At 59.3% G+C, this 26,025-nt stretch carries 28 protein-coding genes and 1 other RNA gene; 10 read left to right on the forward strand and 19 right to left on the reverse strand.

Features of this window, described 5'->3' with window-relative positions; all coding sequences use genetic code 11:
• Positions 1 to 9: 9 nt before the first annotated feature.
• The 5 genes from recO to lepA all read right to left on the reverse strand — a co-directional run bounded on the left by recO (position 10) and on the right by lepA (position 5,378).
• Entirely contained in the window at positions 10 to 741 is a 732-nt protein-coding gene (gene recO / locus EGY12_RS01985; RefSeq protein WP_004929165.1) for a DNA repair protein RecO, read from the reverse strand.
• 5 nt (positions 742 to 746) lie between these two features.
• Positions 747 to 1,655 (reverse strand): GTPase Era, encoded by a 909-nt coding sequence (gene era, locus EGY12_RS01990; protein ID WP_123892407.1) that lies wholly within the window; start codon positions 1,653 to 1,655, stop codon positions 747 to 749.
• On the reverse strand, positions 1,652 to 2,332 hold the full coding sequence (gene rnc / locus EGY12_RS01995; RefSeq protein WP_004929158.1) for a ribonuclease III: 681 nt from the start codon (positions 2,330 to 2,332) through the stop codon (positions 1,652 to 1,654). Before rnc ends, era begins: the two co-directional genes overlap by 4 nt.
• A 236-nt stretch (positions 2,333 to 2,568) precedes the next feature.
• Complete coding sequence (gene lepB / locus EGY12_RS02000; protein ID WP_123892408.1) at positions 2,569 to 3,546, reverse strand: signal peptidase I; 978 nt, start codon at positions 3,544 to 3,546, stop codon at positions 2,569 to 2,571.
• A 32-nt stretch (positions 3,547 to 3,578) separates the two neighbouring features.
• Positions 3,579 to 5,378 (reverse strand): translation elongation factor 4, encoded by a 1,800-nt coding sequence (gene lepA, locus EGY12_RS02005; RefSeq protein ID WP_049200764.1) that lies wholly within the window; start codon positions 5,376 to 5,378, stop codon positions 3,579 to 3,581.
• A 518-nt stretch (positions 5,379 to 5,896) separates the two neighbouring features.
• Here lepA and EGY12_RS02010 point away from each other — a divergent pair.
• Positions 5,897 to 6,733, forward strand: a complete 837-nt coding sequence (locus EGY12_RS02010) for a hypothetical protein (RefSeq protein ID WP_123892409.1) — start codon at positions 5,897 to 5,899, stop codon at positions 6,731 to 6,733.
• Here the strand turns inward: EGY12_RS02010 and rseC are convergent.
• From rseC to rpoE, 4 genes are read right to left on the reverse strand one after another with little or no spacing between them, the layout of a single operon-like run.
• Complete coding sequence (rseC, locus tag EGY12_RS02015; RefSeq protein WP_123892410.1) at positions 6,730 to 7,206, reverse strand: SoxR-reducing system protein RseC; 477 nt, start codon at positions 7,204 to 7,206, stop codon at positions 6,730 to 6,732. The genes EGY12_RS02010 and rseC overlap by 4 nt on opposite strands.
• Positions 7,206 to 8,162 carry a sigma-E factor regulatory protein RseB gene (gene rseB, locus EGY12_RS02020; RefSeq protein ID WP_123892411.1) on the reverse strand — a complete coding sequence of 319 codons (957 nt, stop codon included), beginning with the start codon at positions 8,160 to 8,162 and terminating at the stop codon, positions 7,206 to 7,208. The genes rseC and rseB overlap by 1 nt, the downstream gene beginning before the upstream one ends.
• Positions 8,162 to 8,815, reverse strand: a complete 654-nt coding sequence (gene rseA, locus EGY12_RS02025) for an anti-sigma-E factor RseA (protein WP_060441113.1) — start codon at positions 8,813 to 8,815, stop codon at positions 8,162 to 8,164. The genes rseB and rseA overlap by 1 nt, the downstream gene beginning before the upstream one ends.
• Before the next feature lie 30 nt (positions 8,816 to 8,845).
• The gene (rpoE, locus tag EGY12_RS02030) at positions 8,846 to 9,421 is read right to left on the reverse strand and encodes an RNA polymerase sigma factor RpoE (RefSeq protein ID WP_004929136.1); all 576 of its coding nucleotides are present in this window, start codon (positions 9,419 to 9,421) and stop codon (positions 8,846 to 8,848) included.
• Between the two features lie 214 nt (positions 9,422 to 9,635).
• Between rpoE and nadB the strand changes: the two genes are divergently transcribed.
• The gene (gene nadB, locus EGY12_RS02035; protein ID WP_172962891.1) at positions 9,636 to 11,237 is read left to right on the forward strand and encodes an L-aspartate oxidase; all 1,602 of its coding nucleotides are present in this window, start codon (positions 9,636 to 9,638) and stop codon (positions 11,235 to 11,237) included.
• 38 nt (positions 11,238 to 11,275) lie between these two features.
• Here nadB and EGY12_RS02040 read toward each other — a convergent pair whose 3' ends face one another.
• Entirely contained in the window at positions 11,276 to 12,055 is a 780-nt protein-coding gene (locus EGY12_RS02040; protein ID WP_123892413.1) for a tRNA1(Val) (adenine(37)-N6)-methyltransferase, read from the reverse strand.
• 99 nt (positions 12,056 to 12,154) lie between these two features.
• On the opposite strand from EGY12_RS02040, the gene srmB reads away from it, so the two are divergent.
• Positions 12,155 to 13,480, forward strand: coding sequence for an ATP-dependent RNA helicase SrmB (gene srmB / locus EGY12_RS02045; protein ID WP_123892414.1), 1,326 nt, complete (start codon positions 12,155 to 12,157; stop codon positions 13,478 to 13,480).
• 52 nt (positions 13,481 to 13,532) lie between these two features.
• Here the strand turns inward: srmB and EGY12_RS02050 are convergent, their stop codons facing one another.
• The 3 genes from EGY12_RS02050 to grcA all read right to left on the reverse strand — a co-directional run bounded on the left by EGY12_RS02050 (position 13,533) and on the right by grcA (position 15,811).
• The gene (locus tag EGY12_RS02050) at positions 13,533 to 14,288 is read right to left on the reverse strand and encodes an ankyrin repeat domain-containing protein (RefSeq protein WP_123892415.1); all 756 of its coding nucleotides are present in this window, start codon (positions 14,286 to 14,288) and stop codon (positions 13,533 to 13,535) included.
• Positions 14,281 to 15,243: a DUF2974 domain-containing protein gene (locus EGY12_RS02055; RefSeq protein ID WP_123892416.1), complete on the reverse strand. Its 963-nt coding sequence runs from the start codon at positions 15,241 to 15,243 to the stop codon at positions 14,281 to 14,283. Before EGY12_RS02055 ends, EGY12_RS02050 begins: the two co-directional genes overlap by 8 nt.
• 184 nt (positions 15,244 to 15,427) lie before the next feature.
• Positions 15,428 to 15,811 carry an autonomous glycyl radical cofactor GrcA gene (grcA, locus tag EGY12_RS02060; RefSeq protein WP_077038837.1) on the reverse strand — a complete coding sequence of 128 codons (384 nt, stop codon included), beginning with the start codon at positions 15,809 to 15,811 and terminating at the stop codon, positions 15,428 to 15,430.
• A gap of 346 nt (positions 15,812 to 16,157) precedes the next feature.
• Here grcA and ung point away from each other — a divergent pair, with 346 nt between their 5' ends.
• Positions 16,158 to 16,841: a uracil-DNA glycosylase gene (gene ung / locus EGY12_RS02065; RefSeq protein ID WP_033635636.1), complete on the forward strand. Its 684-nt coding sequence runs from the start codon at positions 16,158 to 16,160 to the stop codon at positions 16,839 to 16,841.
• A 56-nt stretch (positions 16,842 to 16,897) separates the two neighbouring features.
• Here ung and grpE read toward each other — a convergent pair whose 3' ends face one another.
• Positions 16,898 to 17,482 (reverse strand): nucleotide exchange factor GrpE, encoded by a 585-nt coding sequence (gene grpE, locus EGY12_RS02070; protein ID WP_123892417.1) that lies wholly within the window; start codon positions 17,480 to 17,482, stop codon positions 16,898 to 16,900.
• Positions 17,483 to 17,607: 125 nt separating this feature from the next.
• Between grpE and nadK the strand changes: the two genes are divergently transcribed.
• The 3 genes from nadK (at position 17,608) to bamE (ending at position 20,813) form a co-directional block, all read left to right on the forward strand.
• Positions 17,608 to 18,486 carry an NAD(+) kinase gene (gene nadK / locus EGY12_RS02075; RefSeq protein ID WP_019452304.1) on the forward strand — a complete coding sequence of 293 codons (879 nt, stop codon included), beginning with the start codon at positions 17,608 to 17,610 and terminating at the stop codon, positions 18,484 to 18,486.
• 86 nt (positions 18,487 to 18,572) lie between these two features.
• On the forward strand, positions 18,573 to 20,234 hold the full coding sequence (recN, locus tag EGY12_RS02080) for a DNA repair protein RecN (RefSeq protein ID WP_123892418.1): 1,662 nt from the start codon (positions 18,573 to 18,575) through the stop codon (positions 20,232 to 20,234).
• Between the two features lie 240 nt (positions 20,235 to 20,474).
• A complete protein-coding gene (gene bamE, locus EGY12_RS02085) occupies positions 20,475 to 20,813 on the forward strand; it encodes an outer membrane protein assembly factor BamE (RefSeq protein WP_044030646.1) in 339 nt (112 codons plus the stop codon).
• 118 nt (positions 20,814 to 20,931) lie between these two features.
• Here the strand turns inward: bamE and EGY12_RS02090 are convergent, their stop codons facing one another.
• Together EGY12_RS02090 and EGY12_RS02095 are read right to left on the reverse strand one after the other, a co-directional pair.
• Positions 20,932 to 21,216 carry an RnfH family protein gene (locus EGY12_RS02090; protein WP_004929098.1) on the reverse strand — a complete coding sequence of 95 codons (285 nt, stop codon included), beginning with the start codon at positions 21,214 to 21,216 and terminating at the stop codon, positions 20,932 to 20,934.
• A complete protein-coding gene (locus tag EGY12_RS02095; protein WP_004929096.1) occupies positions 21,209 to 21,643 on the reverse strand; it encodes a type II toxin-antitoxin system RatA family toxin in 435 nt (144 codons plus the stop codon). Before EGY12_RS02095 ends, EGY12_RS02090 begins: the two co-directional genes overlap by 8 nt.
• A gap of 161 nt (positions 21,644 to 21,804) precedes the next feature.
• Between EGY12_RS02095 and smpB the strand changes: the two genes are divergently transcribed.
• Positions 21,805 to 22,287: an SsrA-binding protein SmpB gene (gene smpB, locus EGY12_RS02100; RefSeq protein ID WP_004929094.1), complete on the forward strand. Its 483-nt coding sequence runs from the start codon at positions 21,805 to 21,807 to the stop codon at positions 22,285 to 22,287.
• A 49-nt stretch (positions 22,288 to 22,336) separates the two neighbouring features.
• Positions 22,337 to 22,700, forward strand: a transfer-messenger RNA (tmRNA) gene (gene ssrA / locus EGY12_RS02105).
• A 133-nt stretch (positions 22,701 to 22,833) separates the two neighbouring features.
• Here ssrA and EGY12_RS02110 read toward each other — a convergent pair.
• From EGY12_RS02110 to EGY12_RS02120, 3 genes are read right to left on the reverse strand one after another with little or no spacing between them, the layout of a single operon-like run.
• A complete protein-coding gene (locus EGY12_RS02110) occupies positions 22,834 to 23,886 on the reverse strand; it encodes an HlyD family secretion protein (RefSeq protein WP_123892419.1) in 1,053 nt (350 codons plus the stop codon).
• A gap of 9 nt (positions 23,887 to 23,895) precedes the next feature.
• On the reverse strand, positions 23,896 to 24,240 hold the full coding sequence (locus tag EGY12_RS02115) for a DUF3302 domain-containing protein (RefSeq protein WP_123892420.1): 345 nt from the start codon (positions 24,238 to 24,240) through the stop codon (positions 23,896 to 23,898).
• Positions 24,241 to 24,278: 38 nt separating this feature from the next.
• Entirely contained in the window at positions 24,279 to 24,932 is a 654-nt protein-coding gene (locus EGY12_RS02120; RefSeq protein WP_123895538.1) for a DUF3313 domain-containing protein, read from the reverse strand.
• 135 nt (positions 24,933 to 25,067) lie between these two features.
• On the opposite strand from EGY12_RS02120, the gene EGY12_RS02125 reads away from it, so the two are divergent.
• Positions 25,068 to 26,003, forward strand: a complete 936-nt coding sequence (locus tag EGY12_RS02125; protein WP_123892421.1) for a LysR family transcriptional regulator — start codon at positions 25,068 to 25,070, stop codon at positions 26,001 to 26,003.
• Positions 26,004 to 26,025: the final 22 nt, after the last annotated feature.

The raw sequence follows: 26,025 nt of genomic DNA on the forward strand, positions 1-26,025 counted from the left end.
GGGAAAAGGTCAGGCGTCGTCGACCGGCGTATTCGGCTGTTTGCGCACGAACTGGCGGAACAGTTCGCGGCTCTTTAACGGCTTGCCGCCGAGGTAGGGTTTCAGCGCCATACGAGTGAAACGCTTGGCGGCGCGCAGCGTTTCGGCATCGGGAAACTGCCGCTCCGCCAGCGCGCGCAGTTCGCGCCCGGTGAAGCTGTAGTGATCCACCACCAGGCTGGCGATAAAGCCTTTCTCTTCGCGGTAGCGGTAGGTCATGGCGTCATCTACCGGCAGGCCGCTGCCGGCGCAGTGCAGGAAATCGAGGCCGTAGCCCAGGTGGTGCAGCAAGGCCAGTTCGAACTGACGCAGCGCTTGCTCCGGCGAGCTGTCTTCCGCCGCCAGCGCCTGCAGGCATTGCAGATAGTCGAAGAACAATACCGAGTAGTTGGTTTCCTGCTCCAGCACGCGCGCCAGCAGTTCGTTCACGTACAGGCCGCTGTACAGCATCATGCCACTGAGAGGTAAACCGAGGGAGACCGCTTCGGCGTTACGCAGCGTTTTCACTTCGCCGCGGCCGCCCCAGCGCACTAACAGGGGGGTAAAGGGCTGCAGGCACCCCTTCAGATTGGAGCGGCGGCTGCGCGCGCCTTTCGCCAGCAAGCGCACCCGCCCATGACCTTCGGTAAACAGATCCAGCATCAGACTGGTTTCACTGTACGGCCGCCCATGCAGGACGAAAGCGCGCTCCCAGCCGTCCACGGATGTTACTTCAGATCGTCAACATAGCCCAGGCTGCGCAGCGCACGTTCGTCGTCCGCCCAACCGGATTTCACTTTCACCCACAGCTCGAGATGCACTTTGGCGTCGAACATCTGTTCCATGTCCTGACGCGCTTCGATGCCGATGGTTTTGATCTTGGCGCCTTTGTTGCCGATGACCATTTTCTTCTGGCCTTCGCGCTCGACCAGGATCAGGCCGTGCACATCGTAGCCGCCGCGATCGTTAGCCACGAACTGTTCGATTTCAACCGTCACCGAATACGGCAGCTCTTCGCCCAGGAAACGCATCAGCTTCTCGCGGATGATCTCGGACGCCATAAAGCGCTGGGAGCGATCGGTGATGTAGTCTTCCGGGAAGTGGTGTTCCGCTTCCGGCAGCAGCTTGCGCACGATGCCGGCGATGGTGTCGACGTTCATCCCTTTCTCGGCGGAGATAGGCACCACGTCGAGGAAGTTCATCTGCTGGCTGAGGAACGCGATGTGCGGCAACAGCTTGGATTTGTCGGTGACGTTATCGACCTTGTTGATCGCCAGCAATACCGGGCAGCGCAGGCTGCGCAGCTTGTTGACCACCATTTCGTCGTCGGCGGTCCAGTTGGTGCCTTCAACCACGAAGATCACCAGTTCGACGTCGCCGATCGAGCTGCTGGCCGCGCGGTTCATCAAGCGGTTGATGGCGCGTTTTTCTTCGATGTGCAGCCCTGGGGTGTCGACGTAGATCGCCTGATAGGTGCCATCGGTGTCGATGCCCATGATGCGGTGACGGGTCGTCTGCGGCTTACGCGACGTAATGGAAACCTTCTGCCCCAGCAGTTGGTTCAGCAACGTCGATTTGCCCACGTTCGGGCGGCCGACGATGGCGATAAACCCGCAGTGTTGTTTTACTTCGCTCATTCAAGCTCCAGCTTTTTCAGCGCTTGTTCCGCTGCCGCCTGCTCGGCTTTACGGCGGCTCGAGCCGGTGCCCACCACGGGCTCGCTCAAACCACTCACCTGGCAGTGGATGGTAAACTCTTGGTCGTGCGCTTCACCGCGAACCTGCACCACCAAATAAGAAGGCAACGGCAGATGACGCCCCTGCAAAAACTCCTGCAAACGGGTTTTCGGGTCTTTCTGCTTATCACCGGGGCTGATTTCGTCCAACCGGCTGCGATACCAGTCCAAAATCAGACGCTCGACGGTCTGGATGTCGCTGTCCAGGAACACGCCGCCGATCAATGCCTCCACCGTATCCGCCAGGATTGACTCGCGGCGGAACCCACCACTTTTCAATTCGCCCGGCCCAAGCCGCAGACATTCGCCCAGGTCAAACTCGCGCGCCATCTCCGCCAGCGTGTTGCCGCGCACCAGCGTGGCGCGCATGCGGCTCATATCGCCCTCGTCTACGCGAGGAAAGCGGTGATAGAGCGCATTGGCGATGACAAAGCTCAGAATCGAGTCACCCAGAAACTCAAGACGTTCATTGTGTTTACTGCTGGCGCTGCGGTGAGTCAAAGCCTGCAGTAAAAGCTCCTGCTGTTGAAAAGTGTAGCCCAGCTTCCGCTGCAGCCTGTTTATTACGATGGGGTTCATGAGTTACCAATAGATCAAGAATGCGTCAAAAACTTGCAGCATACGGAACAGGCCTGCTTCGCCGAAAGCCGATCCAAAGCTGTTTCGTTTGCAGTGGCTCCCAGCAGGAGCCAACTTTTTATCGCTCGAGAAGGTATTCTACAACGAGTGGAAACATAATGCTGTGTTTTATATCCCCTTAATCTTTCACGCCGCAGTAGGCTGCGGCGTGAAATAGACGGAGAATAAGTCAGCGATTAATGAATGCCGCCGATCCGGCTGAAACGGACGCCGGTAGGCCACTCACCTTCCTGCTTTTCAAAGCTCATCCAGATGGCCGTGGCTTTGCCCACCAGATTCTTCTCCGGCACAAAGCCCCAGTAGCGGCTGTCCGCGCTGTTGTCGCGGTTGTCGCCCATCATGAAGTAATGCCCGGCCGGCACCACCCACTCCGCCAGCGGTTTGCCCGGCTGTTGGTAGTAAGCGCCCACCTGATCCTGCGTGCCCGGCACGGTCAGGATGCGGTGGGTCACGTTGCCCAGACTTTCCTGACGCTCGCGCAGACGAATGCCGCCCTGCGGCACGTTGTCGTTCAGCGGGATCTGGTAGAAACCGTTGCTGGCCTCGCCCATGCCGCTGCGGCTGAACAACTGCACGAAGTCGCTCGGCTGCGCGTCGGCGTAGGTCACCGCCAGCGCGGTATCGCAGGACTGCCCGCTGTTGCAGGACGGCTGCACCGTGACGCGCTTATTCACCGGATCGTAAGTAATACGGTCGCCCGGCAGGCCAATTACGCGCTTGATATAATCCAGCTTCGGATCCAGCGGATATTTAAATACTGCAATATCGCCGCGCTTCGGATGGCCGGTTTCAATGAGCGTGGTCTGGGTAATCGGATCTTTAATGCCGTAGGCATATTTCTCCACCAGAATGAAATCGCCAATCAACAGCGTCGGCATCATTGAGCCGGACGGGATCTGGAACGGTTCGTAAATAAACGAACGCACCACAAAGACCAGCAGCAACACCGGGAACACCGATGCGCCAGTCTCTATCCAACCGGGCTGCTTCGCCACTTTCGCCAGCGTTTTATCGTCTACGGCGCCCGCGGTCTGCTCGTTGACCGCCGCGATCTTCGCGCGGCGGGCCGGCGCCCATTTAAAGCGCTCGAAGCACCAGATGATCCCGGTGACCAGGGTGGCCAACGCCAGGATCAGGGCAAACATATTCGCCATGCAAACTCCCTCGTTTCGCGAACTCGTCGCGGTTACTTGCCGTCTTTACCAACGTGCAGAATGGCCAGGAACGCTTCCTGCGGCAGCTCGACGTTGCCGACCTGCTTCATGCGTTTCTTACCGTCTTTCTGTTTCTGCAGCAGCTTTTTCTTACGGCTGACGTCACCGCCGTAGCATTTCGCCAGCACGTTTTTACGCAACTGCTTCACGGTGGAACGCGCGATGATATGCGTGCCGATCGCCGCCTGAATCGCGATGTCGAACTGCTGACGCGGGATCAGATCTTTCATCTTCTCCACCAATTCACGGCCGCGATACTGCGAGTTGTCGCGGTGGGTGATCAGCGCCAGCGCATCCACGCGTTCGTTGTTGATCAGCACGTCCACGCGCACCATGTCGGAAGCCTGGAAGCGCTTGAAGTTGTAATCCAGCGACGCATAGCCGCGCGACGTGGACTTCAGGCGGTCGAAGAAGTCGAGTACCACTTCCGCCATCGGGATTTCATAGGTCAACGCCACCTGGTTGCCGTGATAGACCATGTTGGTCTGCACGCCGCGTTTCTCAACGCACAGGGTGATGACGTTGCCCAGGTATTCCTGCGGCATCAGCATGTGGCATTCGGCGATCGGCTCGCGCAGTTCCTGGATGTTGTTCAGCGGCGGCAGCTTGGACGGGCTGTCGACGTAGATCACTTCCTTGCCGGTGGTTTCCACTTCGTAGACTACCGTCGGCGCGGTAGTGATCAGATCCAGATCGTATTCACGCTCCAGACGCTCCTGAATGATCTCCATGTGCAGCAGGCCGAGGAAGCCGCAGCGGAAGCCGAAGCCCAACGCGGTGGAGCTTTCCGGCTCGTAGAACAGTGAAGCGTCGTTGAGGCTCAGTTTGCCCAACGCATCGCGGAAGGATTCATAGTCGTCGGAGCTGATAGGGAACAGACCGGCGTACACCTGCGGCTTCACTTTCTTGAAGCCCGGCAGCGCTTTATCCGCCGGCTGACGCGCCTGCGTCAGGGTATCGCCCACCGGCGCGCCGAGGATGTCTTTAATCGCACAGACCAGCCAGCCTACTTCGCCGCAGTTCAGCACGTCGCGATCGACCTGCTTCGGCGTGAAGATGCCCAGGCGATCGGCGTTGTACACCTGGCCGGTGCTCATGACCTTGATCTTGTCGCCCTTGCGCAGCGTGCCGTTCTTGACGCGCACCAGAGATACGACGCCCAGGTAGTTATCGAACCAGGAGTCGATGATCAGCGCCTGCAGCGGCGCATCCGGATCGCCCTGCGGCGGTGGGATGTCGCGCACCAGGCGTTCCAGCACGTCAGGCACGCCGACGCCGGTTTTAGCCGAGCAGCGCACCGCATCGGTAGCGTCGATGCCGACGATGTCTTCAATTTCCTGTGCGGCGCGATCCGGATCGGCAGCCGGCAGGTCAATTTTGTTCAACACCGGCACCACTTCCAGATCCATTTCGATCGCGGTGTAGCAGTTGGCCAGCGTCTGGGCTTCTACGCCCTGACCGGCGTCCACCACCAGCAGCGCGCCTTCGCAGGCCGCCAGCGAGCGGGAAACTTCATAGGAGAAGTCAACGTGGCCTGGGGTGTCGATAAAGTTGAGCTGATAGGTCTGCCCATCCAGCGCTTTATAATCCAGCGTCACGCTCTGCGCTTTGATGGTGATGCCGCGTTCGCGCTCCAGATCCATGGAATCGAGCACCTGCGCGGCCATTTCACGGTCGGTCAAGCCACCGCAGATTTGGATAATGCGGTCAGACAGCGTCGACTTACCGTGGTCAATATGGGCAATAATGGAGAAATTTCGTATATGCTTCATTATAAAAGTTTTTCTGCCTTGGTATTTCTGAATTACTCGCCTATAGAAACCCGCATGGACCTACAGCGACAGTGAATGGGTTAGGCCGTCTTGCACCTGAATCGCTGCATTCTACATGCCACACCACTGAAAACCTAGCGATCGGTGCAGTGAAGGCATTCTATTATGCGCAGCTAAATGTTACAGGGCACCCCGGCGGGTGAAAACAGATGTTAACACGGAAGATACGGCCTGAGCCCGGGGCTTGCAGGTGCTCCGTGGCCGTCAAACTCCAGCGCTAATACATAACCGGCCGCAGCGCAATAAACCCTCTCCGAAATTATAAAAAAAGAATATTTGGATCAACCTCTTAGAATTCCATTTCGCCCCTCTTCCTTTAGGAAAAACCCCATATACGCCACCACCGCCCCTCGGATAGAAAGGGCATGAACTCCGCGACAAAACATTATTCCGGGCACTACATCGGCAGCCCACCGGGGTTCACCAGCATATCTGCGTACGTTGATTGGAAGGTGCATATGATCGATAAAGGGCAAATGCTGAGCCGGCACGATTTTTCGAAGGTCAACTGGGGCATTCTGGTCGCGGCGGCGCTGCTGTTTAGCGTGGGGGCCGCACTGTTGGTGCTGCCTCTGCTGAGCAGCATTGATGAAAGCGAAGTCATCACGCTGTTGCAGGCCGGCGCAGGCACAATTTTACTCGGCTGTACGCTGCTGGCGCTGCGGCATTATCTGCGCCCGACGCTGACCTATCGTCTGTACGAGCACGGCGTGCGGGTCTTTGACTGGCACCATCACAAAGAGCGCTTCATCCCGTTTGAGAAAATCGGCGACATCTATCGGTTTCGCGGCGGCAAAGCTTTTGGCGGGCTGTTTGACGTCACGGCGTTCCGCGCCGGTGCGGATCAGCCCTGGTGTACGGTTTTCAGCAATGTCGCCCATTCGTGGCGGCTGGCGGACGTGATCGTCGACCAACAGCTGCAGCAGCGCGGGCCGCTGGCATTGAATGCGCTCTATCAGGGGGAGGTGGTGCCGTTTCACACCGTTGAGGGCGACGCACGCTGGCTGTGGCAGCTGCTGCTGGGCAAGCGGCAAGGCACGCCGACCGAAACGCTGCAGCTAAGCGCCACCTTGCTGACTACGGAACGGGGAAACGTGCCGATCGAGCAGATCCGCGCGTTGGAAAACCATCCGCAGCGCGGCATCCGTTTACTGGACGGCCAGGGTAATGTGCTGTACGCCATTAACTACGATTCGCTGCTCAGCGCCGATCTGTTCATCGCGCTGTTGGAGCATATGATCCACAACCGCATCCCCGCCTATCACAACCCGGCGATGACGCGGCCGTCGGTTTAAATCAGCGGTGAGTTTTCCGCCTGCATGCGCATCGCGGTAGGCGGCAACCCAATCTGCAGCACCACCGGCTGATAATCGGCCTGCTCGCCCAGACGCCGGGCCAGCCGGCGCGCCAGCATAAAGGCCGCCCCGCCGCCCAGCACGGCACCGATCGCCGCCGAGGCATCGCTGCCGAAACAATATTGCAGCAACGTGCCGCCCAGCATCATGCCCAACAGCGGCGTCAGGTAAACCAGCATGGCGGAGCGCAGCAGGCTGCCTTCCGCAATGCCGACCTCGACGCGTTGCCCCGGTTCGAGCGGCTGTTCGATACGCACCTGAAGCTGATGCTCGGTTTCAGGCACCAATTCGTTCAACGCGCGCGCGCCGCAGCCGGAGCGCGCGGTGCAGCTGCCGCAGCCGGCCTTGGGTTCACAGCGCAGCAGCGCTACGCCCTGTTGCCACGAAACCACCGTGGCCCACTCTTTCATCATTACGGCGATACCTTGAAAGAAATGCTGTCGGCGATGCGCTTGGCCGTAGCCGGCGGCAGTTCGCCCACGATAGTGATCTCATTGCCCGCGCGCACTTCGGTCTGAATGGTACGGCGCCCCTGACGGTAATACTGCTGCCCGGCGCCGCTGCCCGCAGGGCTGACGTTGACCGAGAAGCTGAACAGGCCGTCGCTGTAAAGCCGGGATTCAACCGGCACGGCGACGTTCGGCAATTTGCGGCGATTGCGCGCCACCTCGTCCACCCCGGCAGGCAGCCAGCCGGTGCTCCAGCTGAGCTGGACGTTTTCCACCGCCGGCAGCGACAGCAGCGGCGGCAGATTGGCTTTGAGCAGCCCCTGCATCGCGCCCTGCACGTCGGCACCGACCGCGAAGGAGATCACCCGATATTGCTCCAGCGTCTCGCCATCGCGATCGAGCAGATCCACCCGCAGCGGCAGCTTGGTGTCCTCGTCCATCCAGACGATGTAGCTGTAGCGGGAACCGTCGCGCGCCACCACGCGCAGCACTTCACACGGCCGATCGGCGATGCGGGTGCTGCCCACGGAGATGAAGTCGTAGTACTTGGCCAGGCGATTGAAATCGGCATAGACGATCGCCGGCAGCGCATCGACGATGTGATCGCCGGTGAGCGTGAACGGCTCCAGGCCAGGCTCGAAGTAGCTGATCCCGCCGCCGCGCTGCAGCACTTCGCGGCGCGGGCCATCCATATGCAACAGCTGGCCGAGCGGCACGTTGCCGATCACCGCATGGCGATAGCGCAACGACTCGATTCCCTGCTTGCTGATGCTGATGTAGGCGAGCTCGTAATTGAGAGAACGGCTGGCGCTGCTCATCTGTTGCAATAACGCCCCGGACGCAGTTGGCTGCGCCGGGGCGATGCTGGAATAGAGCAGGCTGCCCGTCAATAAACAAACGGAGAACCAGATTTGCTTCATTACTGCTGTTGCATTCCTAAAGACTGAGTTCCGGGAACCTGAATGGCAGCCTGTTGCGGGTTGCTTTGTTCAAGCTGCAGCTGATCCGAATGCAGGCGACGTTGCAGTTCATAGTCCTGCAGCATGGCGTTGATACGCTTGCGCTGTTCCTGCACCTGCTGCTGTTGGCCGCTGCCGGTGGAGAAGCTGTCGGCTGGGACGCCCAGGCTGACCGGTGAGGCCTGGCCCATGATCGGCAGCGTGGTGAAGGCCGGCGATTCGGACGCGTTCGATGTCGCAGCAGGTTGGTTATAGTGCTGTACGCCGACGATCACCGCCAGCGACACGCAGGCCGCCATACCGATTTGCGTAATCTGGCTCGCCCAAGGACGCACTTTGTCCCAGAACGGCATTTTCTGCCAGGTGTGAGGCTGCGGCTGAGATTCCTGAACGGCGGAAGGCACCAGCCGGGCGGGTTCTTTCTCAAGTGCAGCGGCAACGCGATCGGCGATGTCGAGATGCATCACTTGCCCGACATCACCTCGCAGTGTGTCACGTATCAGGTGATAGCTCTGCCAGCTTTGTTGAAGCGTTCGATCTTGCGACAGAGAACTCAACAGCTCGCTGTCGAACGATTCACCATCCATCAGAGCGGAAAGCTTTTCTTTCTGCATGCCTAAGTACCCTTCCTGTGCCCGCCATTGCTAACGCTGGATCAGCGGTTGAACTTTATTATCGATAGCTTCCCGGGCGCGGAAAATACGCGAACGTACGGTTCCGACCGGGCAATCCATGATGGCGGCTATCTCTTCGTAGCTTAGACCATCCAACTCCCGCAGGGTAATCGCCATGCGAAGATCCTCAGGGAGCGACTCAATGGTACGGAAAACTATCTGTCTCAGCTCTTCTGACAACATTAAGTTCTCAGGGTTCGAAATTTCTTTCAGTGCGCCCGCACTTTCGTAATTTTCCGCGTCGTTGGCGTCCACATCACTGGATGGCGGACGGCGCCCCTGAGCAACCAGATAATTCTTTGCCGTGTTCACGGCGATTCGATACAACCAGGTATAAAAAGCGCTGTCGCCACGGAACGATTCCAGTGCGCGATAGGCCTTGATAAACGACTCCTGCACCACATCGGGCACATCGCCCTGCGGCACATAGCGGGAAACGAGACTCGCCACCTTATGCTGATAGCGCACTACCAGTAGGTTAAACGATTTCTGATCGCCCTTTTGGACCCGCTCGACCAGAACTTGATCCGTTAACTGCTCGCTCATCCGAGGTAAACTCTCCCCAAATCCGTCTCCACGCGTAAAATTGTACTGCCAGCCATACATTATTTTCCTGAGCAAGCACTCGCTTGGAGTTCATATAGAACACGAAGTTCCATATCGCCATTGTTTTTTCTGTTGATGTCGCCCTATCCGTGGCTTTTGCCCGGACAGTTAGGCTAACATGAAATTCACTCTTCTTCTGCACACATCATACGTTATGCAACCATCATCTGAACATGTTAGCGATGTACTGATCGTCGGCAGCGGCGCTGCGGGCCTGTCACTGGCGCTGCGCCTGGCGCAGCATTGCAAGGTTACCGTTCTCAGCAAGGGGCCGCTCAGCGAGGGCGCCACCTTTTACGCCCAGGGCGGGATCGCCGCGGTGTTCGATGAGACGGACAGCATTGCCTCACACGTTGATGACACTTTGATTGCCGGCGCCGGCCTGTGCGATAAAGAGGCCGTCGAATTCATCGCCGGCAACGCGCGCCACTGCGTGCAGTGGCTGATCGATCAGGGCGTGCTGTTCGATACCGAGGTCAACGCGCAGGGCGAGGAACATTATCACCTCACGCGCGAAGGCGGCCACAGCCATCGCCGCATCCTGCACGCCGCGGACGCTACCGGTAAGGAAGTAGAGACCACGCTGGTGGGGAAAGCAAGCGCTCACCCCAATATTTGCGTGATGGAGCGCCGCAACGCGGTTGACCTCATCACCTCGAACAAAATTGGCCTGCCGGGCACCCGCCGAGTGGTGGGCGCTTACGTCTGGAACCGCGAGCTGGAGCGGGTGGAAACCTACCGCGCCAAAACGGTGGTGCTGGCCACCGGCGGCGCGGCCAAGGTGTACCAATACACCACCAACCCGGACATCTCCTCCGGCGACGGCATCGCCATGGCCTGGCGCGCCGGCTGCCGGGTCGCCAACCTGGAGTTCAACCAGTTCCACCCGACCTGCCTGTTCCATCCGCAGGCGCGCAATTTCCTGCTGACCGAAGCGCTGCGCGGCGAAGGGGCTTACCTGAAGCGCCCGGACGGCAGCCGCTTTATGCCGGATTTTGACCCGCGCGGCGAACTGGCCCCGCGCGATATCGTCGCCCGCGCCATCGACCATGAAATGAAGCGCCTGGGCGCCGACTGCATGTACCTGGACATCAGCCACAAGCCGGCGGAGTTCATCACTCAGCACTTCCCTATGATCCACGAGAAGCTGCTGACGCTGGGCTTCGATCTGACCCGGCAGCCGATCCCGATCGTCCCGGCGGCGCACTACACCTGCGGCGGCGTGATGGTCGATCAGCACGGCCGCACCGATCTCGATGGGCTGTACGCCATCGGCGAAGTCAGCTATACCGGCCTGCACGGCGCCAACCGCATGGCGTCGAATTCGCTGCTGGAGTGCCTGGTGTACGGTTGGTCGGCGGCGGAAGACATTCTGCAGCGCCTGCCGTTCATTCAGCAGGCCAAACAGGTGCCGCAGTGGGATGAAAGCCGGGTGGACGATGCGGACGAACGGGTGGTAATTCAGCACAACTGGCACGAGCTGCGGCTGTTCATGTGGGATTACGTCGGCATCGTGCGCACCACCAAGCGGCTGGAGCGTGCCCTGCGCCGCATCAACACGCTGCAGGCGGAAATCGACGAGTACTACGCGAACTTCCGCATCTCCAACAACCTGCTGGAACTGCGCAATCTGGTGCAGGTGGCCGAGCTTATCGTGCGCAGCGCCATGGCGCGCAAAGAGAGCCGCGGCCTGCATTACACGCTGGACTACCCGGATTTGCTGCCGGAAGCGCTGCCGACCATATTGCAGCCTTAGCCTCTGCGACAGGGCGCCTAATTGGCGCCCTTTTCTTTTCAGTAGAACAGGTAGAAGTCGGCGATCAACCGGCGAAAATCGTCGGTATAGCTGCCGTCGGCCTGCTTGATCGCCAGCGCCTGCTCCCGCAGCGGCGTTTCCCGCCGCGTCAGCGCCAGCAGCACCCGGTGCAGCGGCGTATCGGCCCGGTCGCTGACGTTCACTTTCGCCGCCGTATGCCAGCCGCTTTGCTGCGCCAGGCGTTCAAATTCGGCGCCGATGTCGTGCGGCAGCACCACGCAGAACGTGCCCTGTGCGGCCAGCAGCTGCGCGGCGCAGGCCAACAGCGCGTCGTGCGTCAGAGTTTCGGTGTAGCGCGCGTTGTGGCGCGCCTGGTCGCGGCAGGCCACCGCCGGCTCGAAATAAGGCGGATTACTGACGATCAGATCATACTCAGCGGCATGCTGCTGCGCATAATGGTGAATATCCTGCGCATGCACGCGGATACGCTGCGGCCACGGCGACTCCGCCGCATTTTCGTGCGCCTGGCCGGCGGCAGCTTCATCCAGCTCCACCGCGTCAATGGTCACTTCGTCGTCGCTGCGCTGCGCCAGCATCAACGCGATCAGCCCGCTGCCGCTGCCGATGTCCAGCACCCGGCGCGCCTGCCCCAGCGGCGCCCAGGCGCCGAGCAGCACCCCGTCGGTGCCCACTTTCATGGCGCAACGATCGTGTGCGACAAAGAATTGTTTAAAGGTAAAACCCCCGCGACGCGGGGTAAAATCGGCTTTCGATCGCTTGCTCACACTCACCACCTGGCTATAAAACTGGCGTAGCATAAGGCAATCTGATCGACGGGAAAAGAGCGGCTTTCCGCTTAAATAGGTGAAGATCGCGGCCAACCCGTCTATAATCGGCGCCCCAAGTAGAGGTAGACCATGACAGCAACCACTTTTTCCGAACTCGAACTCGATGATCGCCTGATCGACGCGCTGCGCGACAAAGGCTACGATCGCCCCACCGCCATTCAGGCCGCTGCGATCCCGCCGGCGATGGACGGACGCGACGTCTTAGGTTCGGCTCCGACCGGCACTGGCAAAACCGCCGCCTTCCTGCTGCCCGTGCTGCAGCACCTGCTGGACTTTCCACGCAAAAAATCCGGCCCGCCGCGCGTACTTATTCTGACGCCAACGCGTGAACTGGCGATGCAGGTCGCCGATCAGGCGCGTGAATTGGCTGCTCATACCTCGCTGGATATCGCCACCATCACCGGCGGCGTCGCTTACATGAACCACGCGGAAGTGTTCAGCGAAAACCAGGACGTGGTGGTCGCCACCACCGGCCGTTTGCTGCAATACATTAAAGAAGAGAACTTCGACTGCCGCGCGGTGGAAACCCTGATCCTCGACGAAGCCGACCGCATGCTCGATATGGGCTTCGCGCAGGACATCGAAACCATCTCCGCCGAAACCCGCTGGCGCAACCAGACGCTGCTGTTCTCCGCCACGCTGGAAGGCGAAGCGATTCGTGAATTCGCCGAGCGCATCCTGAAAGAGCCGGTAGAAGTAGAAGCCGATCCGTCGCGCCGCGAACGCAAAAAGATCCTGCAGTGGTACTACCGCGCCGATGACGTGCAGCACAAAACCGCGCTGTTGATCCACCTGCTGAAGCAGCCGGACGTGCAGAAATCGGTGATCTTCGTGCGCAAACGCGAGCGCGTGCACGAGCTGGCCACCTGGCTGCGCGAAGCGGGCATCAACACCTGCTATCTCGAAGGCGAAATGGTGCAGGCCAAACGCAACGAAGCGGTCAAACGCATGATGGATGGCCGGGTTAACGTACTGGTCGCCACCGACGTTGCCGCACGCGGTCTGGATATCCTCGATATCACCCACGTGTTCAACTTCGACATGCCGCGCACGGCGGACACCTACCTGCACCGCATCGGCCGTACCGGCCGCGCCGGGCGCAAAGGCACCGCCATTTCGCTGGTGGAGGCACACGACCATCTGCTGCTGGGCAAAGTGGGCCGTTACCTGAACGAGCCGCTGAAAGCGCGCGTGATCGACGAACTGCGGCCGAAAACCAAGGTGCCGAACGAAAAGAGCAACGGCAAGCCATCGAAGAAAGTGCTGGCCAAACGCGCAGAAGAAAAGGCGAAAAGCAAAGAAAAAGCCAACAAGGTTAAGGTTCGCCATCGTGACGCTAAAAACGTCGGTAAACGCCGTCAGGCGAAGGCCAAACCGGCCGGCGACGCGGAATAACCCCCGCAGCCTAAGAAAAAACCGCCTGTACAGGCGGTTTTTTTATGGGCGTTTACTGCTGCGCGTAGTGCGTGGCCAAACGGTGCCCCTGCAGCCATTTATCCAGATCGCGGAACTGTGCCTTCAGCTCGTCATTCTGCAAATGCGCCGGCGTTTGCGAGAAATAAAACTGGAACGCGACGCCCTGCTGGTTGCGCGCTTGGGCATCGGCCCCAGCCTGCAACAGCAGCAGCGCCAGGTGCGGCGCGTTGATCTTCGCCGCCAGATGCAGCGGAGTATCCCCCAGCCGGTCGCTCAAGGTGGTGTCCGCCCCGGCCGTCAGCAACAGCCGCAGTTGTTCTTCACGCCCGGCCAGCACCGCCGCCGCCAGCGGCGTGGCGCCGGTAACGGCATTACGCACGTTCACCTGCCCCCCTTTGGCCAGCAACAACCGCAGGTACTGCGCGTCTTGCAGCATCGCCGCGGTATGCAGTGCGCTGTTGCCGTCCAGCCCCGCCGCCGCCGGGTCGGCGCCGAGATCCAGCAACGCCTGCACGCTATCCGGCTGCTGCGAAAGCACCGCCCACTGCAACAACGTGACCTGTCGATCGCCCCGTTCGCGCAAGCGATCCTGCGTGGCCTGGGCATGGATACCCTGCGTATCGCCGCGCGCCACCGCCTGAGCCAGCGCCAGATTGCTGTGGCCGTCAAACGGCGAAATTTCCTGCCCCATCTGTTGCTCCTTAGCCATCATCAGTAAACCGGTCACCGCGACCAGCGCCAGTAAGGCTATCGCCAGCGCCCGCCGCAAGCGACGCCCTTCAGGCATTGGCCTTCGCCTCCCACGGCTTTTGTTCCGCCATCGAGCTTATCACCTTGTCGATGCCGTGCGCCGTCAGGCTGCGATCCAGATGCTTGCTCGGCCGCCAGTCATCGATGCCGGTCAGGGTATCGTTGTTGGCCAGGGTGATGTTGTGGCCGATAGCGTCCGGGATCAGCGAGGTCGATTCCTGGGTGCTGGTCAGCATGTCATATTGCTCGCTGTAACGGCGAATGCCGCCGGCTTCGGCGTCTTTCTTCGCCGCTGCCGGATCGATACCCAGGCGATTCAGGGTGTAGTCCGAGACCCCGGCCGCGTTGAAGGTGACCGCGACGGTGCCGGTCGCCAGCGCCGCCGTGGCCGCCAGACCACCGCCAAGCGAATGGCCGGCGATCACCAACGCATCGCCGAAGGCCGCCTTGGCGCTTTTGGCAGCGGCAACCGCCTGATTGTACTGCACATCATCATAGCCCGTCGCCTGCCGCACGTTGCTCAGCCAGTCGCGCCAGTCGTTGGTGCCGGCGAACGCCAACACATATTGCTTGTCGTTGCTGTAAATTCCGGCCTGGAAACCGCTGCCCGCGTCGTGCAGGCTGGCGGGATCGATGCCGAAACCGAGCAGCGCGCTGTCGCTCAGGCGGTTGAACCCGGCGGCGCCCTGGCCATTGAGTGAGTAAACGTCCTTGGCCAACAGCGCCAACGCATAATCCCCCTCCTGCGATTGCTGCCCCCGCGTCACGCCCGGCGCTGCCGCAGCCGTCGGTGCCGCCGCTGAGATATCGCCGACCAGCGTATTCAACAGACTCTGCGCATTGAGCGTGTTCTGAGAGGGAGAGGCCACCGGCGCCGGATTTGCCGACGCTGCCGCGGGCTGCGCCGCCGTCGCCGCCTCGGCAGCGGCGCGAGGTGTAGGGATCGCGGCCACCGGGGATACTGCAGAGGTAAAACTTAAAGGCATACTCATGCCGACTCCTTGTCGATAGACTTTTTTATTTAGCACCTGAATAGGTGCTGATTTATCTATCGGCAGGTCGGATGAGTTCTGTATCAGGAATGCTTATCTTTGTGCAGAATGTGATCCGCGTTCAATTTTCGGCCGCCAAACGCAAGAAAGGGAGCCGAAGCTCCCTTATTGACTGCGCCGCAAATTACAGGCTTTCGGTAAAGGTGCGGGCGATAACGTCGCGCTGCTGTTCCGGCGTCAGAGAATTGAAGCGCACCGCATAGCCGGACACGCGGATGGTCAGCTGCGGGTATTTTTCCGGGTGCTTGACCGCGTCTTCCAGGGTTTCGCGACGCAGCACGTTGACGTTCAGGTGCTGACCGCCTTCCACGCGCACGGTCGGCTGCATTTCCAGCGGCACTTCACGGTATTCGATCTGGCCCAGGTCGCTGACTGCGACAACCTGATCTTCCGTGTAGTTAGCCTTGGCACACACGCAGCGAGCTTCCGCTTTTTCATCGTCCAGCAGCCAGAAAGAATTCACCAGCGCCTGGTCGTTCGCTTTGGTAATTTGAATACCGGTAATCATTATGTTGCCTCCGTACAAGGGCGTAAAAATTCACATCGTGAGAAAACCCAATTCTGGTTTCGGCCATTTGGTAAAACCATTGTTGTCTTGTTGTTCTGTATACCAGCCTGACCGGGCCAGTTCCTTGATTAAAGTCAATTTTTACCGGGTAGGCACAGGACGTGAAGGGGCAAATTTATGTTTTATATCAATTTTCCCACTGCGGCAAAAACCAATTATTTTTGTAAATTTTCCAAAATAATTGCATAAGGCTAGGCGGCGAGAAATGAAAAGCGGGTTTCGCTGCGCGTGCCGACACGGTAAGCTATAGCCCATGAATTGCTAAAGAAAACAAAGGAGAGCGTTTATGGCCACCTCCCTCACCTGGCATGACGTGATCGGCAAAGAGAAAGAGCAGCCCTATTTTGTTGAAACGCTCGCCTTTGTTGCCGCTGAACGCCAGGCCGGTAAGACCATTTATCCACCGCAGAAGGACGTGTTCAACGCTTTCCGCTATACCGAGCTGGCGGACGTCAAAGTCGTCATCCTCGGCCAGGATCCGTATCACGGCCCCAATCAGGCGCACGGTCTCTCTTTCTCGGTGCGCCCCGGCGTGCCGGCGCCGCCGTCGCTGGTGAATATGTATAAAGAGCTGGCAACCGACATTCCCGGCTTCGAACGCCCGGACCACGGCTACCTGCAAAGCTGGGCCGAACAGGGGGTGCTGCTGCTCAACACCGTGCTGACGGTGGAAGGCGGCCGCGCGCACTCGCACGCCAACCTGGGCTGGGAAACCTTTACCGATAAAGTGATCGCTGCCCTGAACGAGAACCGTGAAGGCGTGGTGTTCCTGCTGTGGGGCTCGCACGCGCAGAAGAAAGGCAACTTTATCGACCGCAACCGCCACCATGTGCTGAAGGCGCCGCACCCGTCGCCGCTCTCCGCGCACCGCGGTTTCCTCGGCTGCCGCCACTTCTCACAGGCCAATCAGCTGTTGGAGCAGCAAGGGCTCACGCCGATCGACTGGATGCCGCGCCTGCCGCAGGCGTAACCCAGAGACAAAAAAGGCACCCTCGGGTGCCTTTCTTTATGCCGTTGCCGGGGCGATTACGCCTTGGCTTTGGAGACCGCGACCATCGCCGGACGCAGCAGACGGCCGTTCAGCGTATAGCCTTTCTGCATCACCATCATCACGTGGTTCGGCTGGTGATCGGCGGATTCCATCATGCTCATCGCCTGATGCACTTCCGGGTTGAACGGCACGTTGACGTCGCCGACGATTTCGATGCCGTACTTGCGCACCACATCCAGCAGTGATTTCAGCGTCAGCTCGATGCCTTCGATCATCGCGGCCAGCTCCGGATTGTTTTTATCCGCCAGATCCAACGCGCGCTCCAGGTTGTCGATCACCGGCAGCAGATCGCCGGAGAATTTCTCCAGGGCGAACTTGTGTGCTTTCTCGACGTCCAGTTCGGCGCGGCGACGGATGTTTTCCGCTTCCGCTTTGGCGCGCAGCAGGCTGTCGCGCTCGTGCTGCTGAGCTTCCGCCAGTTGGGCTTCCAGTTCGGCGATACGCGCATCGCGCAGATCGACGCCTTCCGCCGCTTCCGGCAGCGTATCTTCGTGATGAACGTGTTGTTCCATTTCTTCCGAGACTTGCTCGTTTGGCGTCTTCTGTTCTTTACTACTCATGAATATCTCCGCGTTTTAGCATTAATCTCGCAACTTGGCTTATTATGGGGATCAAAACCGGGGTTTCAAGTCAACCGGTCACAATGTGGGGCATAAACGGGTCCCGGTGAGGAAAATCACAACAAATGAATAAAAAATTCGCCTGTATTGGCATTGTTGGCCACCCGCGTCACCCTTCAGCGCTGGCAACCCACGAGATGCTGTTCCACTGGCTGGTCGCCCGCGGCTATTCGGTGATGGTCGAACGCCAGATCGCCCATGATTTGGGGCTGAAAGACGCCGTGACCGGCAGCCTGGCGGATATCGGCCAGCGCGCCGATCTGGCGGTGGTGGTTGGCGGCGACGGCAACATGCTCGGCGCTGCGCGCGTGCTGGCGCGTTACGACATCAAGGTGATCGGGGTCAACCGCGGCAACCTCGGCTTCCTCACCGATCTCGATCCCGACAACGCCCTGCAGCAGCTGGCGGACGTGCTGGAAGGCGAGTATATCGACGAACAGCGTTTCCTGCTGGAAACCATCGTGCACAAAGAGCACCAGCAGTGCCGCATCAGCACCGCCATCAATGAAGTGGTGCTGCACCCCGGCAAAGTGGCGCACATGATCGAATTCGAAGTGTACATCGACGATCGCTTCGCCTTCTCGCAGCGCTCCGACGGCTTGATCATCGCCACGCCGACCGGCTCCACCGCCTACTCGCTTTCCGCCGGCGGGCCGATCCTCACCCCGTCGCTGGAGGCAATCGCGCTGGTGCCGATGTTTCCACACACCCTCTCCGCCCGGCCGCTGGTGATCAACGGCGACAGCACCATCCGTCTGAAGTTTTCGCAGATCGGCAGCGATCTGGAGATCAGCTGCGACAGCCAGATCGCGCTGCCGATCCAGGAAGGCGAAGAAGTGCTGATCCGCCGCAGCGATTTCCACCTGAATCTGATTCACCCGAAGGACTACAGCTATTTCAACACGTTAAGCACCAAGCTGGGCTGGTCGAAAAAATTGTTCTAAAATCTGTGCCGGCCACTTTACTGTATATAAAACCAGTTTATACTGTATGAAACTACAGTTATGTGTTTATACACAGGAAGGTTACCATGCTGGCGCAATTAACCATCAGCAACTTTGCTATCGTTCGTGAGTTGGAAATCGATTTTCAACCGGGCATGACGGCGATCACCGGTGAAACCGGCGCCGGCAAATCCATCGCCATCGATGCGCTGGGGCTGTGCCTCGGCAACCGCGCCGACGGCAACGTGGTGCGCCTGGGAGCCGCCCGCGCCGACATCTGCGCCCGCTTCTCGCTGGCGGACACCCCGTCCGCGCGCGAGTGGCTGGAGCAGAACCAGCTGGACGACAGCAACGAATGCCTGCTGCGCCGGGTGATCAACGCCGACGGCCGTTCGCGCGGCTTTATCAACGGCACCGCCGTGCCGCTGTCGCAGCTGCGCGAGCTGGGGCAACGCCTGATCCAAATCCACGGTCAACACGCCCATCAACTGCTGCTCAAGCCGGAGCACCAAAAAGCGCTGCTTGACGCCTACGCCGACGAACCCGCCCTGCTGGCGGCGATGAGCCAGTCCTACCAACGCTGGCACCAGAGCTGCCGCGAGCTGGCGCACCATCAGCAGCAGTCCATCGAGCGCGAAGCGCGCAAGCAGCTGTTGCAATACCAATTGAAAGAGCTGAACGAATTCGCGCCTCAGGCTGGCGAGTTCGAACAGACCGACGCCGAGTACAAGCGCCTGGCCAACAGCGGCCAGCTGCTGACCCTCAGCCAGCAGACGCTGCAGCTGCTGGCCGACAGCGACGAGAACAACATGCTCAGCCAGCTCTACAGCGCCAAGCACCTGCTGCTCGAGCTGGCCGGGCTGGACGACAAGCTCAGCGGCCTGCTGGACATGCTGGAGGAGGCCTCTATCCAGATCAGCGAAGCCAGCGACGAGCTGCGCCACTACGCCGATCGCATGGATCTCGATCCCAACCGCCTGCACGAGCTGGAACAGCGCCTGTCACGCCAAATCAGCCTGGCGCGCAAACACCAGGTTGCGCCGGAAGAGCTGCCGCAGCTGCATCAGCAATTGCTGGATGAACAACAGCTGCTGTCTCAACAGGAAAGCGACCATGAGCACCTGAACGAGGCGGTCACCCTGCATCACCAGCAGGCGCTGGCGCTGGCGGAGCATCTGCATCAGAAACGCCTGCATTACGCCGCCGAGCTGACCACGCTCATCACCGACAGCATGCAGGCGCTCTCCATGCCGCACGGCAAGTTCAACATCGACGTGCGTTTCGAGCCGCAGCATCTGAGCGCCGAAGGGGCCAGCCGCACCGAGTTCTGCGTCTCCACCAACCCGGGGCAGCCGCTGCAGCCGCTGGCGAAGGTCGCCTCCGGCGGTGAGCTGTCGCGCATCGCGCTGGCCATTCAGGTGATCACTGCCCGCAAGATGGAAACCCCGGCGCTGATCTTCGATGAGGTGGACGTGGGCATCAGCGGCCCGACCGCCGCCATCGTCGGCCGCCTGCTGCGCCAGCTCGGCGAATCCACCCAGGTGATGTGCGTGACCCACCTGCCGCAGGTGGCCGGATGCGGGCATCAGCACCTGTTCGTCAGCAAGCAGACCGACGGCACGGTCACCGAAACCCAGATGGCGCCGCTGGATAAACGCGCCCGGCTGCAGGAGCTGGCGCGCCTGCTCGGCGGCAGCGAAGTCACCCGCAATACGTTGGCGAACGCCAAAGAACTGCTGGCGGCATAAAAAAGCTCAACTTTTTCACTTTCCTGCGGTCTGACAGTGACGCTGTTGGCCCGAAAGATATCTAAAGTGCGGCGCGGCGGTGATCCTAAGCCTCCTCAACGGCCCGAAACAGGCCAAGCGCTTGAGGTGCTGAAGGAAAGCCAACGCGTCGCAACGTGAAAGATGAAGGGTATAAAGGTTTCCAACTGCCGCAAGGTCTATTATCATCGGCATCCTATGCCCTAAAGGAATGTGATTACTATGCGCTGTAAAACGCTGACTGCCGCCGCTGTAGTTTTTGTGATGCTGACTGCAGGCTGTTCTACTTTTGAAAAGGTGGTTTATCGTCCTGACATCAATCAGGGGAACTACCTGACGTCGACCGACGTGGCGAAAATTCAGAAAGGGATGACCCAGCAACAGGTCGCTTACACATTGGGCACCCCAATGCTGCAAGACCCGTTCGGGACTCAGACGTGGTTCTATGTGTTCCGCCAGCAGCCTGGCCATGAAGACATCACCCAGCAGACGCTGACGCTGACCTTCGACAGCGCAGGCGTGTTGACCGATATCCAGAACAAACCGGCGCTGACCAAGTAATCGGCGCCGCCCGCTCTTCCGGCCCATGAGGTGGCACGATGTTCCTCATGACAGTCGCAGGCTGCAACGCGGAAGAGAAAATCAGTTTCAGATAAAAAAATAAGGCGCTATAAGCGCCTTATTTTTTTGCCTTTTCTGCCCGTTGCCGGCGCAGCTCTTTCGGATCGGCTATCAGCGGCCGGTAGATCTCCACCCGGTCGCCGTCGTTCAGCGTATCGCCCAGCTTAGCCGGGCGGCTGTAGATGCCGATTTTGTTGCTCTTGAGATCGATATCCTGCCGCAGCTCCAGCAGGCCCGAAGCCTGGATCGCCTGCTCGACGCTGCTGCCCTCGGCCAGCTTCACCTTGCGCAGGTACTGACGCTCCGGCAAGGCGTACACCACCTCGACCTGGATGTCAGACACTGTAGACCTCTTTCGCCCGCTGGGTAAATGCCTGCACCATGCTGCCCGCCAGCTCTTTGAACACCTTGCCGAACGCCAGCTCAATCAGTTTGTTGGTGAACTCGAAGTCCAGGTGCAGTTCCACCTTGCAGGCCTCTTCGCTCAGCGGCGTGAACTGCCAGCCGCCCATCAGCTTACGGAACGGACCATCAACCAGCTGCATATTGATGCTCTGGTTATCCAGCAGCGTATTGCGCGTGGTGAAGGTCTTGCTGATACCGGCCTTGGCGACGTCCACCGCGGCGGTCATTTCGTTGGAGGTAGCGTTAAGCACCCGGCTGCCGGTGCAGCCTGGCAGAAAATCGGGATAAGAGTGAACATCGTTAACCAACTGATACATCTGCTCGGCGCTGAACGGCACTAATGCAGACCGACTGATCTGGGGCATATCATTTCCTGTGAGACATAAAACGTACAGATAATACCATTTATCTGGCGGCAAACAAAAAATCTGCTAAGGGATGGGGGCGCCAAAAATGCGAAAAATTGCGCAGGTGCTGAACGGGAAAGGATTTCTTTCGCTGAAGCATCCAGTATAATGAACGCACTATGACAAAGAAAAAAGCACACAAACCCGGTTCCGCCACCATTGCTCAAAACAAGCGCGCGCGTTTCGAATACTTCATTGAAGAAGAGTTCGAGGCGGGCCTGTCGCTGCAAGGGTGGGAAGTTAAATCGCTGCGTGCAGGCAAAGCCAACCTCAGCGACAGCTACGTGACGTTCCGTGACGGTGAAGCCTATCTGTTTGGCGCCACCATCACCCCGCTCAACGTGGCTTCGTCGCATGTGGTGTGCGATCCGACGCGTACCCGTAAACTGCTGCTGAACCGACGCGAGCTGGATACCCTGCTCGGCCGCGTCAACCGCGAAGGTTACACCGTGGTGGCCTTGTCCCTGTATTGGAAAAATGCCTGGAGCAAGATCAAGATCGGCGTAGCCAAAGGCAAGAAAGAGCACGACAAACGCGATGACATCAAAGATCGCGAATGGCAGACGGCGAAAGCCCGTATCATGAAGCACGCCAATCGTTAAGCCGCTGGCTTATCGAGGTAAACTTCTGGTATACTGCAAAAAGTTACTTGGGGCTGATTCTGGATTCGACGGGATTTGCGAAGCCCTAGGAGCATGCCGAGGGGCGGTTGGCCTCGTAAAAAGCCGCAAAAAAATAGTCGCAAACGACGAAAACTACGCTTTAGCAGCTTAATACCCTGCTTAGAGCCCTCTCTCCCTAGCCTCCGCTCTTAGGACGGGGATCAAGAGAGGTCAAACCCAAAAGAGATCGCGTGGACGTCCTGCCTGGGGCTGAAGCGTTAAACTCAATCAGGCTAGTCTGTCAGTAGCGTGTCCATCCGCAGCTGGCCGGCGAATGTAAAGATTGGACTAAGCATGTAGTGCCGACGGTGTAGTAATTTCGGACGGGGGTTCAAATCCCCCCAGCTCCACCAAATACGTCGCCAGTGAACCAGATAGACCCGGCGATAATAGCGAAAAAGCCCACAACTTCGGTTGTGGGCTTTTTTGTTTTTGTCGCAATCCGGGGCCAACCCCACGGCCCAGGTTTCCCTGGGCCGACAAAGATTAGTGATCCAGATAGAGGTAATGCAGCCAGCTGGTCATGCGCAGCAGCACTTTGCGCATCACGGAGACGTGCTCGAAGTGCCCGGTATAGACCGCTGCCTGGGCGCTCAGGCCCTGCAGTGCGCCGCTGGCCTGGTAGCTGCCGTCCGGTATCGCCGGCAACACCCGGCTTACGGTGCCGCCATAAACCTGCCCCGGCAAGCCGTTGAACACCACCTCGGCCTGGTCCCCCTGCGCCAAGCGCAGGATGGCGTTCTGGCGGAACACCGCCACCACCTGGCGCTTTTGCTGCGGGATAAAGATCATCACCGGTTTGAAGGGCAGACGAACCGCCGCCGTGCCCGGCCGCGCCAGCACCTGCGTGACATAACCATCGCTCGGCGCACGCACCACCGTTTGTTCCAGGTTGTAACGCGCTTCGGCAATCTGCGATTTCAGGCTGGCTATCGTGGCGTCTTCGCCGTCATAGCGCCCGGACAACCGCGCCTGTTCCTGCTGGAACTGGGCTTTCGCCGCCTGCAGCGCGGCGGATTGCGCCTGGTACTGCTGCTGCGCATGGCTGACGTCCTGCTCCGAGAACGGGTTGACTGGCATCGCCGCCCCTTTCGCATAGCGCTGGTAGTCCTTACGGGCGCGCTCGTATTCTGCGTTCGCCCGCTGCACGTTGGCGGCGGACTCGCTGAGCGCCGCCCGGCGCGTTCTGATCTCCGCCTCCGCCCCAGCCAGGTCCGCCTCCAACCTGGTGAGCCGCGCACGGTAGCGGCTGTCGTCGAGACGGAACAGCACCTCGCCTTTACGCAGCAACACGTTGGTTTTCTCCGTCACCTCAACGATCATGCCCGAGACCTGCGGCACCATCGGCACCGACACGGCAATTTTCTGCGCTCGATCGCTGTACGGATGGTTGTAGTTCATCGTCAGAATCAACGCGCCGACGATAACGATCCCGCCGAGCACGGCGGTCGGCACGGTCCATTTGTTGACCGGGATGCGGAACAGTTTAAATACGCCGTAGCTCAGCGCCACGTAGCTGAGAATAATGAGTAAATCCATAGGCTACGCTCAACTTACCGTAGAGCCAGGAACCGCCGTCGGCTTTTCCTGCGGGCGTTGCAATTCGGCTTCGAGCAGCACGATGCGCGCCTGCAGCTCCGTTGAAGGTTCTGCCTTCTCACTCATGCCCCAGCCGCGCTCCGGCCGATAGAGCGTCGCCCAGATCCACAGCAGTGGCCAAATAGCGTGCAGCGTAAACAGGCTGACCCAGCCGGCGACGTGAATCGCATCTTGATGCGGATGCTGGCGCTTTTTGGCCAGCAAATAGGGAATGTCATGAATAATAATGACGCCGTAGAATAAAATCAGGAATACCGCAATCAGTACGCCTAAAGCAAAATAATTAAGAAACATGTAAAGCCCTGGTTGGTCATAGCGGAAATAAACGAGGTTTATAGCGTGTTATATTGTCTGATGTCGTTGGCAATGGTATCGATGGCATTCTTCACGTCGGTGACTTTAAGCTGCGTTTTCTCGTTATTGAGATTTTCCCCCGAAGCCTTGCGCACCACTTTAATGACCGGCTGATTAGTCGCCGCATCGATAAACTCGCCTTCCATATAGACCGCGCTCTCCATGGTGCGATGGCCGGTTACGCTTTGCGTCGCGGCGATCAGCAGTGTGATCGGCAAGACTTCATAGATCTGTAGCCCTTTCTTCTGCGTGTCGATCGCCGTGATGGCGCCGCGGAAAATCAGGGTATGCTCGCGCGGCATGTCCACCAGCGTAAAGTGGGTACCCATCGCCTGCTTAAACTGCTGGTTGGTGTAATTCAGGATATTGTCGAGTGCGCGCTGGCTCACCATCTCGCTCGGTTTCGGCCGCGGGAAATAGATCATCGGTTGATAAACCAGATATTGATAACGGGAAAAATCGACGTTCTTATCCTTCCAATATAAAACGTCTTTGCCGGAGGCGGATTGACCTTTATTAATATCGTTATAATTGGTCAAAAAGGTCGAGTACTTTTCTTTTTCGGTCACGGCGGAAGAGCACGCGGCCAGTAATAACAGCGCAGGCAAAATAACCGCTCTTGTCACTTTCATTGACGGGTTTCTCTTTATTTTAGTGGATAGCAAATAATCAAATCGAATGATACCCAGCCGTCCGCGATAAGTCATATGACAATGCCGCCAAAGGTGTATATCATTTTTGATATACAAACTCACAAGAGCCGGCCAGTGAAAGAGAAAGACTTCCGCATTGAAGAACTCAGGATTGTCCGCATCATTGCCGAAACGGCGAGCGTCAGCAAAGCGGCGCAGCTGTTGGATATGCCGCAGTCTAACGTGTCGCGCGCCCTCACCGCGCTGGAGCGGCGGCTCGGACTGGAGCTGTTCCTGCGCGGCCCGCGTACCCTGGCACTGACCGAATTCGGCGAGCAATTCTTGCGGCGCGCCTCGCAGTTGCTGGACGAACACAGCGATCTGCTCGATATGGCCGGCACCTATAAGCGCAGCCTGAACGGCATGGTCACGCTCGGCGCGCCGATCGGCATCCACGCATTCCTGGCTAGCTATTTGCTACCGCCGCTGCTGCACGCTGCGCCGGCGCTGACTGTCGATCTGGTGACCCGCAACCCCGACGAACGCGAGAAAAAGTACGGCGCAGTGTTCGACAGCGACTGCGATTTGCTGATCAGCTTTTTCCAGCCGCAAAACGAAAGCCTGATCGCCAGGCCCTTTACCCGTTTTCGCGTCGGGCTGTTCGCCGCGCCGGATTACATCGCCCGCTCGCCGCTGAATGAGCTGGATGAACTGCCGCAGCATCGCTGCATCACCTTGCGCATGCTGGGCGGCATCCGCAATACCTGGAGCGGCTACAATGCGCAGGGGGAATTGGTACAGGTCGAGATCGGCGGCGCCAGCGTCTGCGATAACATTCTGCCGGCGATCGAGCTGGCCAAACAGGGCCTGGGCATCGTCTACGCCCCGTATTATTCCGTCGCCGCCGAGCTCGATGCCGGCACGCTGCTGCCCTGCCTGGCGCGCGAGCGCGGCATCGATATGCAGGCCTACCTGATTTACCGCCGGCGCGGCGTGTTGCCGCACCGCGTGCAGGTGACGATGGACAGCATCATGGAAAGCGTCAAACTGCACGCGCACCGGCTGATATAGCCCAAAAAAACCCCGCCGCAGC

Origin of the sequence: Serratia sp. FDAARGOS_506 (assembly GCF_003812745.1) — a bacterium.
Taxonomy (GTDB): domain Bacteria; phylum Pseudomonadota; class Gammaproteobacteria; order Enterobacterales; family Enterobacteriaceae; genus Serratia.

Excerpts from the sequence above, each read along its gene's own strand:
- era (WP_123892407.1), bottom strand. The coding sequence starts at position 1,655 with ATGAGCGAAGTAAAACAACACTGCGGGTTTATCGCCATCGTCGGCCGC.
- rnc (WP_004929158.1), bottom strand. The coding sequence starts at position 2,332 with ATGAACCCCATCGTAATAAACAGGCTGCAGCGGAAGCTGGGCTACACT.
- lepB (WP_123892408.1), bottom strand. The coding sequence starts at position 3,546 with ATGGCGAATATGTTTGCCCTGATCCTGGCGTTGGCCACCCTGGTCACC.
- lepA (WP_049200764.1), bottom strand. The coding sequence starts at position 5,378 with ATGAAGCATATACGAAATTTCTCCATTATTGCCCATATTGACCACGGT.
- EGY12_RS02010 (WP_123892409.1), top strand. The coding sequence starts at position 5,897 with ATGATCGATAAAGGGCAAATGCTGAGCCGGCACGATTTTTCGAAGGTC.
- rseC (WP_123892410.1), bottom strand. The coding sequence starts at position 7,206 with ATGATGAAAGAGTGGGCCACGGTGGTTTCGTGGCAACAGGGCGTAGCG.
- rseB (WP_123892411.1), bottom strand. The coding sequence starts at position 8,162 with ATGAAGCAAATCTGGTTCTCCGTTTGTTTATTGACGGGCAGCCTGCTC.
- rseA (WP_060441113.1), bottom strand. The coding sequence starts at position 8,815 with ATGCAGAAAGAAAAGCTTTCCGCTCTGATGGATGGTGAATCGTTCGAC.
- rpoE (WP_004929136.1), bottom strand. The coding sequence starts at position 9,421 with ATGAGCGAGCAGTTAACGGATCAAGTTCTGGTCGAGCGGGTCCAAAAG.
- nadB (WP_172962891.1), top strand. The coding sequence starts at position 9,636 with ATGCAACCATCATCTGAACATGTTAGCGATGTACTGATCGTCGGCAGC.
- EGY12_RS02040 (WP_123892413.1), bottom strand. The coding sequence starts at position 12,055 with ATGCTACGCCAGTTTTATAGCCAGGTGGTGAGTGTGAGCAAGCGATCG.
- srmB (WP_123892414.1), top strand. The coding sequence starts at position 12,155 with ATGACAGCAACCACTTTTTCCGAACTCGAACTCGATGATCGCCTGATC.
- EGY12_RS02050 (WP_123892415.1), bottom strand. The coding sequence starts at position 14,288 with ATGCCTGAAGGGCGTCGCTTGCGGCGGGCGCTGGCGATAGCCTTACTG.
- EGY12_RS02055 (WP_123892416.1), bottom strand. The coding sequence starts at position 15,243 with ATGAGTATGCCTTTAAGTTTTACCTCTGCAGTATCCCCGGTGGCCGCG.
- grcA (WP_077038837.1), bottom strand. The coding sequence starts at position 15,811 with ATGATTACCGGTATTCAAATTACCAAAGCGAACGACCAGGCGCTGGTG.
- ung (WP_033635636.1), top strand. The coding sequence starts at position 16,158 with ATGGCCACCTCCCTCACCTGGCATGACGTGATCGGCAAAGAGAAAGAG.
- grpE (WP_123892417.1), bottom strand. The coding sequence starts at position 17,482 with ATGAGTAGTAAAGAACAGAAGACGCCAAACGAGCAAGTCTCGGAAGAA.
- nadK (WP_019452304.1), top strand. The coding sequence starts at position 17,608 with ATGAATAAAAAATTCGCCTGTATTGGCATTGTTGGCCACCCGCGTCAC.
- recN (WP_123892418.1), top strand. The coding sequence starts at position 18,573 with ATGCTGGCGCAATTAACCATCAGCAACTTTGCTATCGTTCGTGAGTTG.
- bamE (WP_044030646.1), top strand. The coding sequence starts at position 20,475 with ATGCGCTGTAAAACGCTGACTGCCGCCGCTGTAGTTTTTGTGATGCTG.
- EGY12_RS02095 (WP_004929096.1), bottom strand. The coding sequence starts at position 21,643 with ATGCCCCAGATCAGTCGGTCTGCATTAGTGCCGTTCAGCGCCGAGCAG.
- smpB (WP_004929094.1), top strand. The coding sequence starts at position 21,805 with ATGACAAAGAAAAAAGCACACAAACCCGGTTCCGCCACCATTGCTCAA.
- EGY12_RS02110 (WP_123892419.1), bottom strand. The coding sequence starts at position 23,886 with ATGGATTTACTCATTATTCTCAGCTACGTGGCGCTGAGCTACGGCGTA.
- EGY12_RS02115 (WP_123892420.1), bottom strand. The coding sequence starts at position 24,240 with ATGTTTCTTAATTATTTTGCTTTAGGCGTACTGATTGCGGTATTCCTG.
- EGY12_RS02120 (WP_123895538.1), bottom strand. The coding sequence starts at position 24,932 with ATGAAAGTGACAAGAGCGGTTATTTTGCCTGCGCTGTTATTACTGGCC.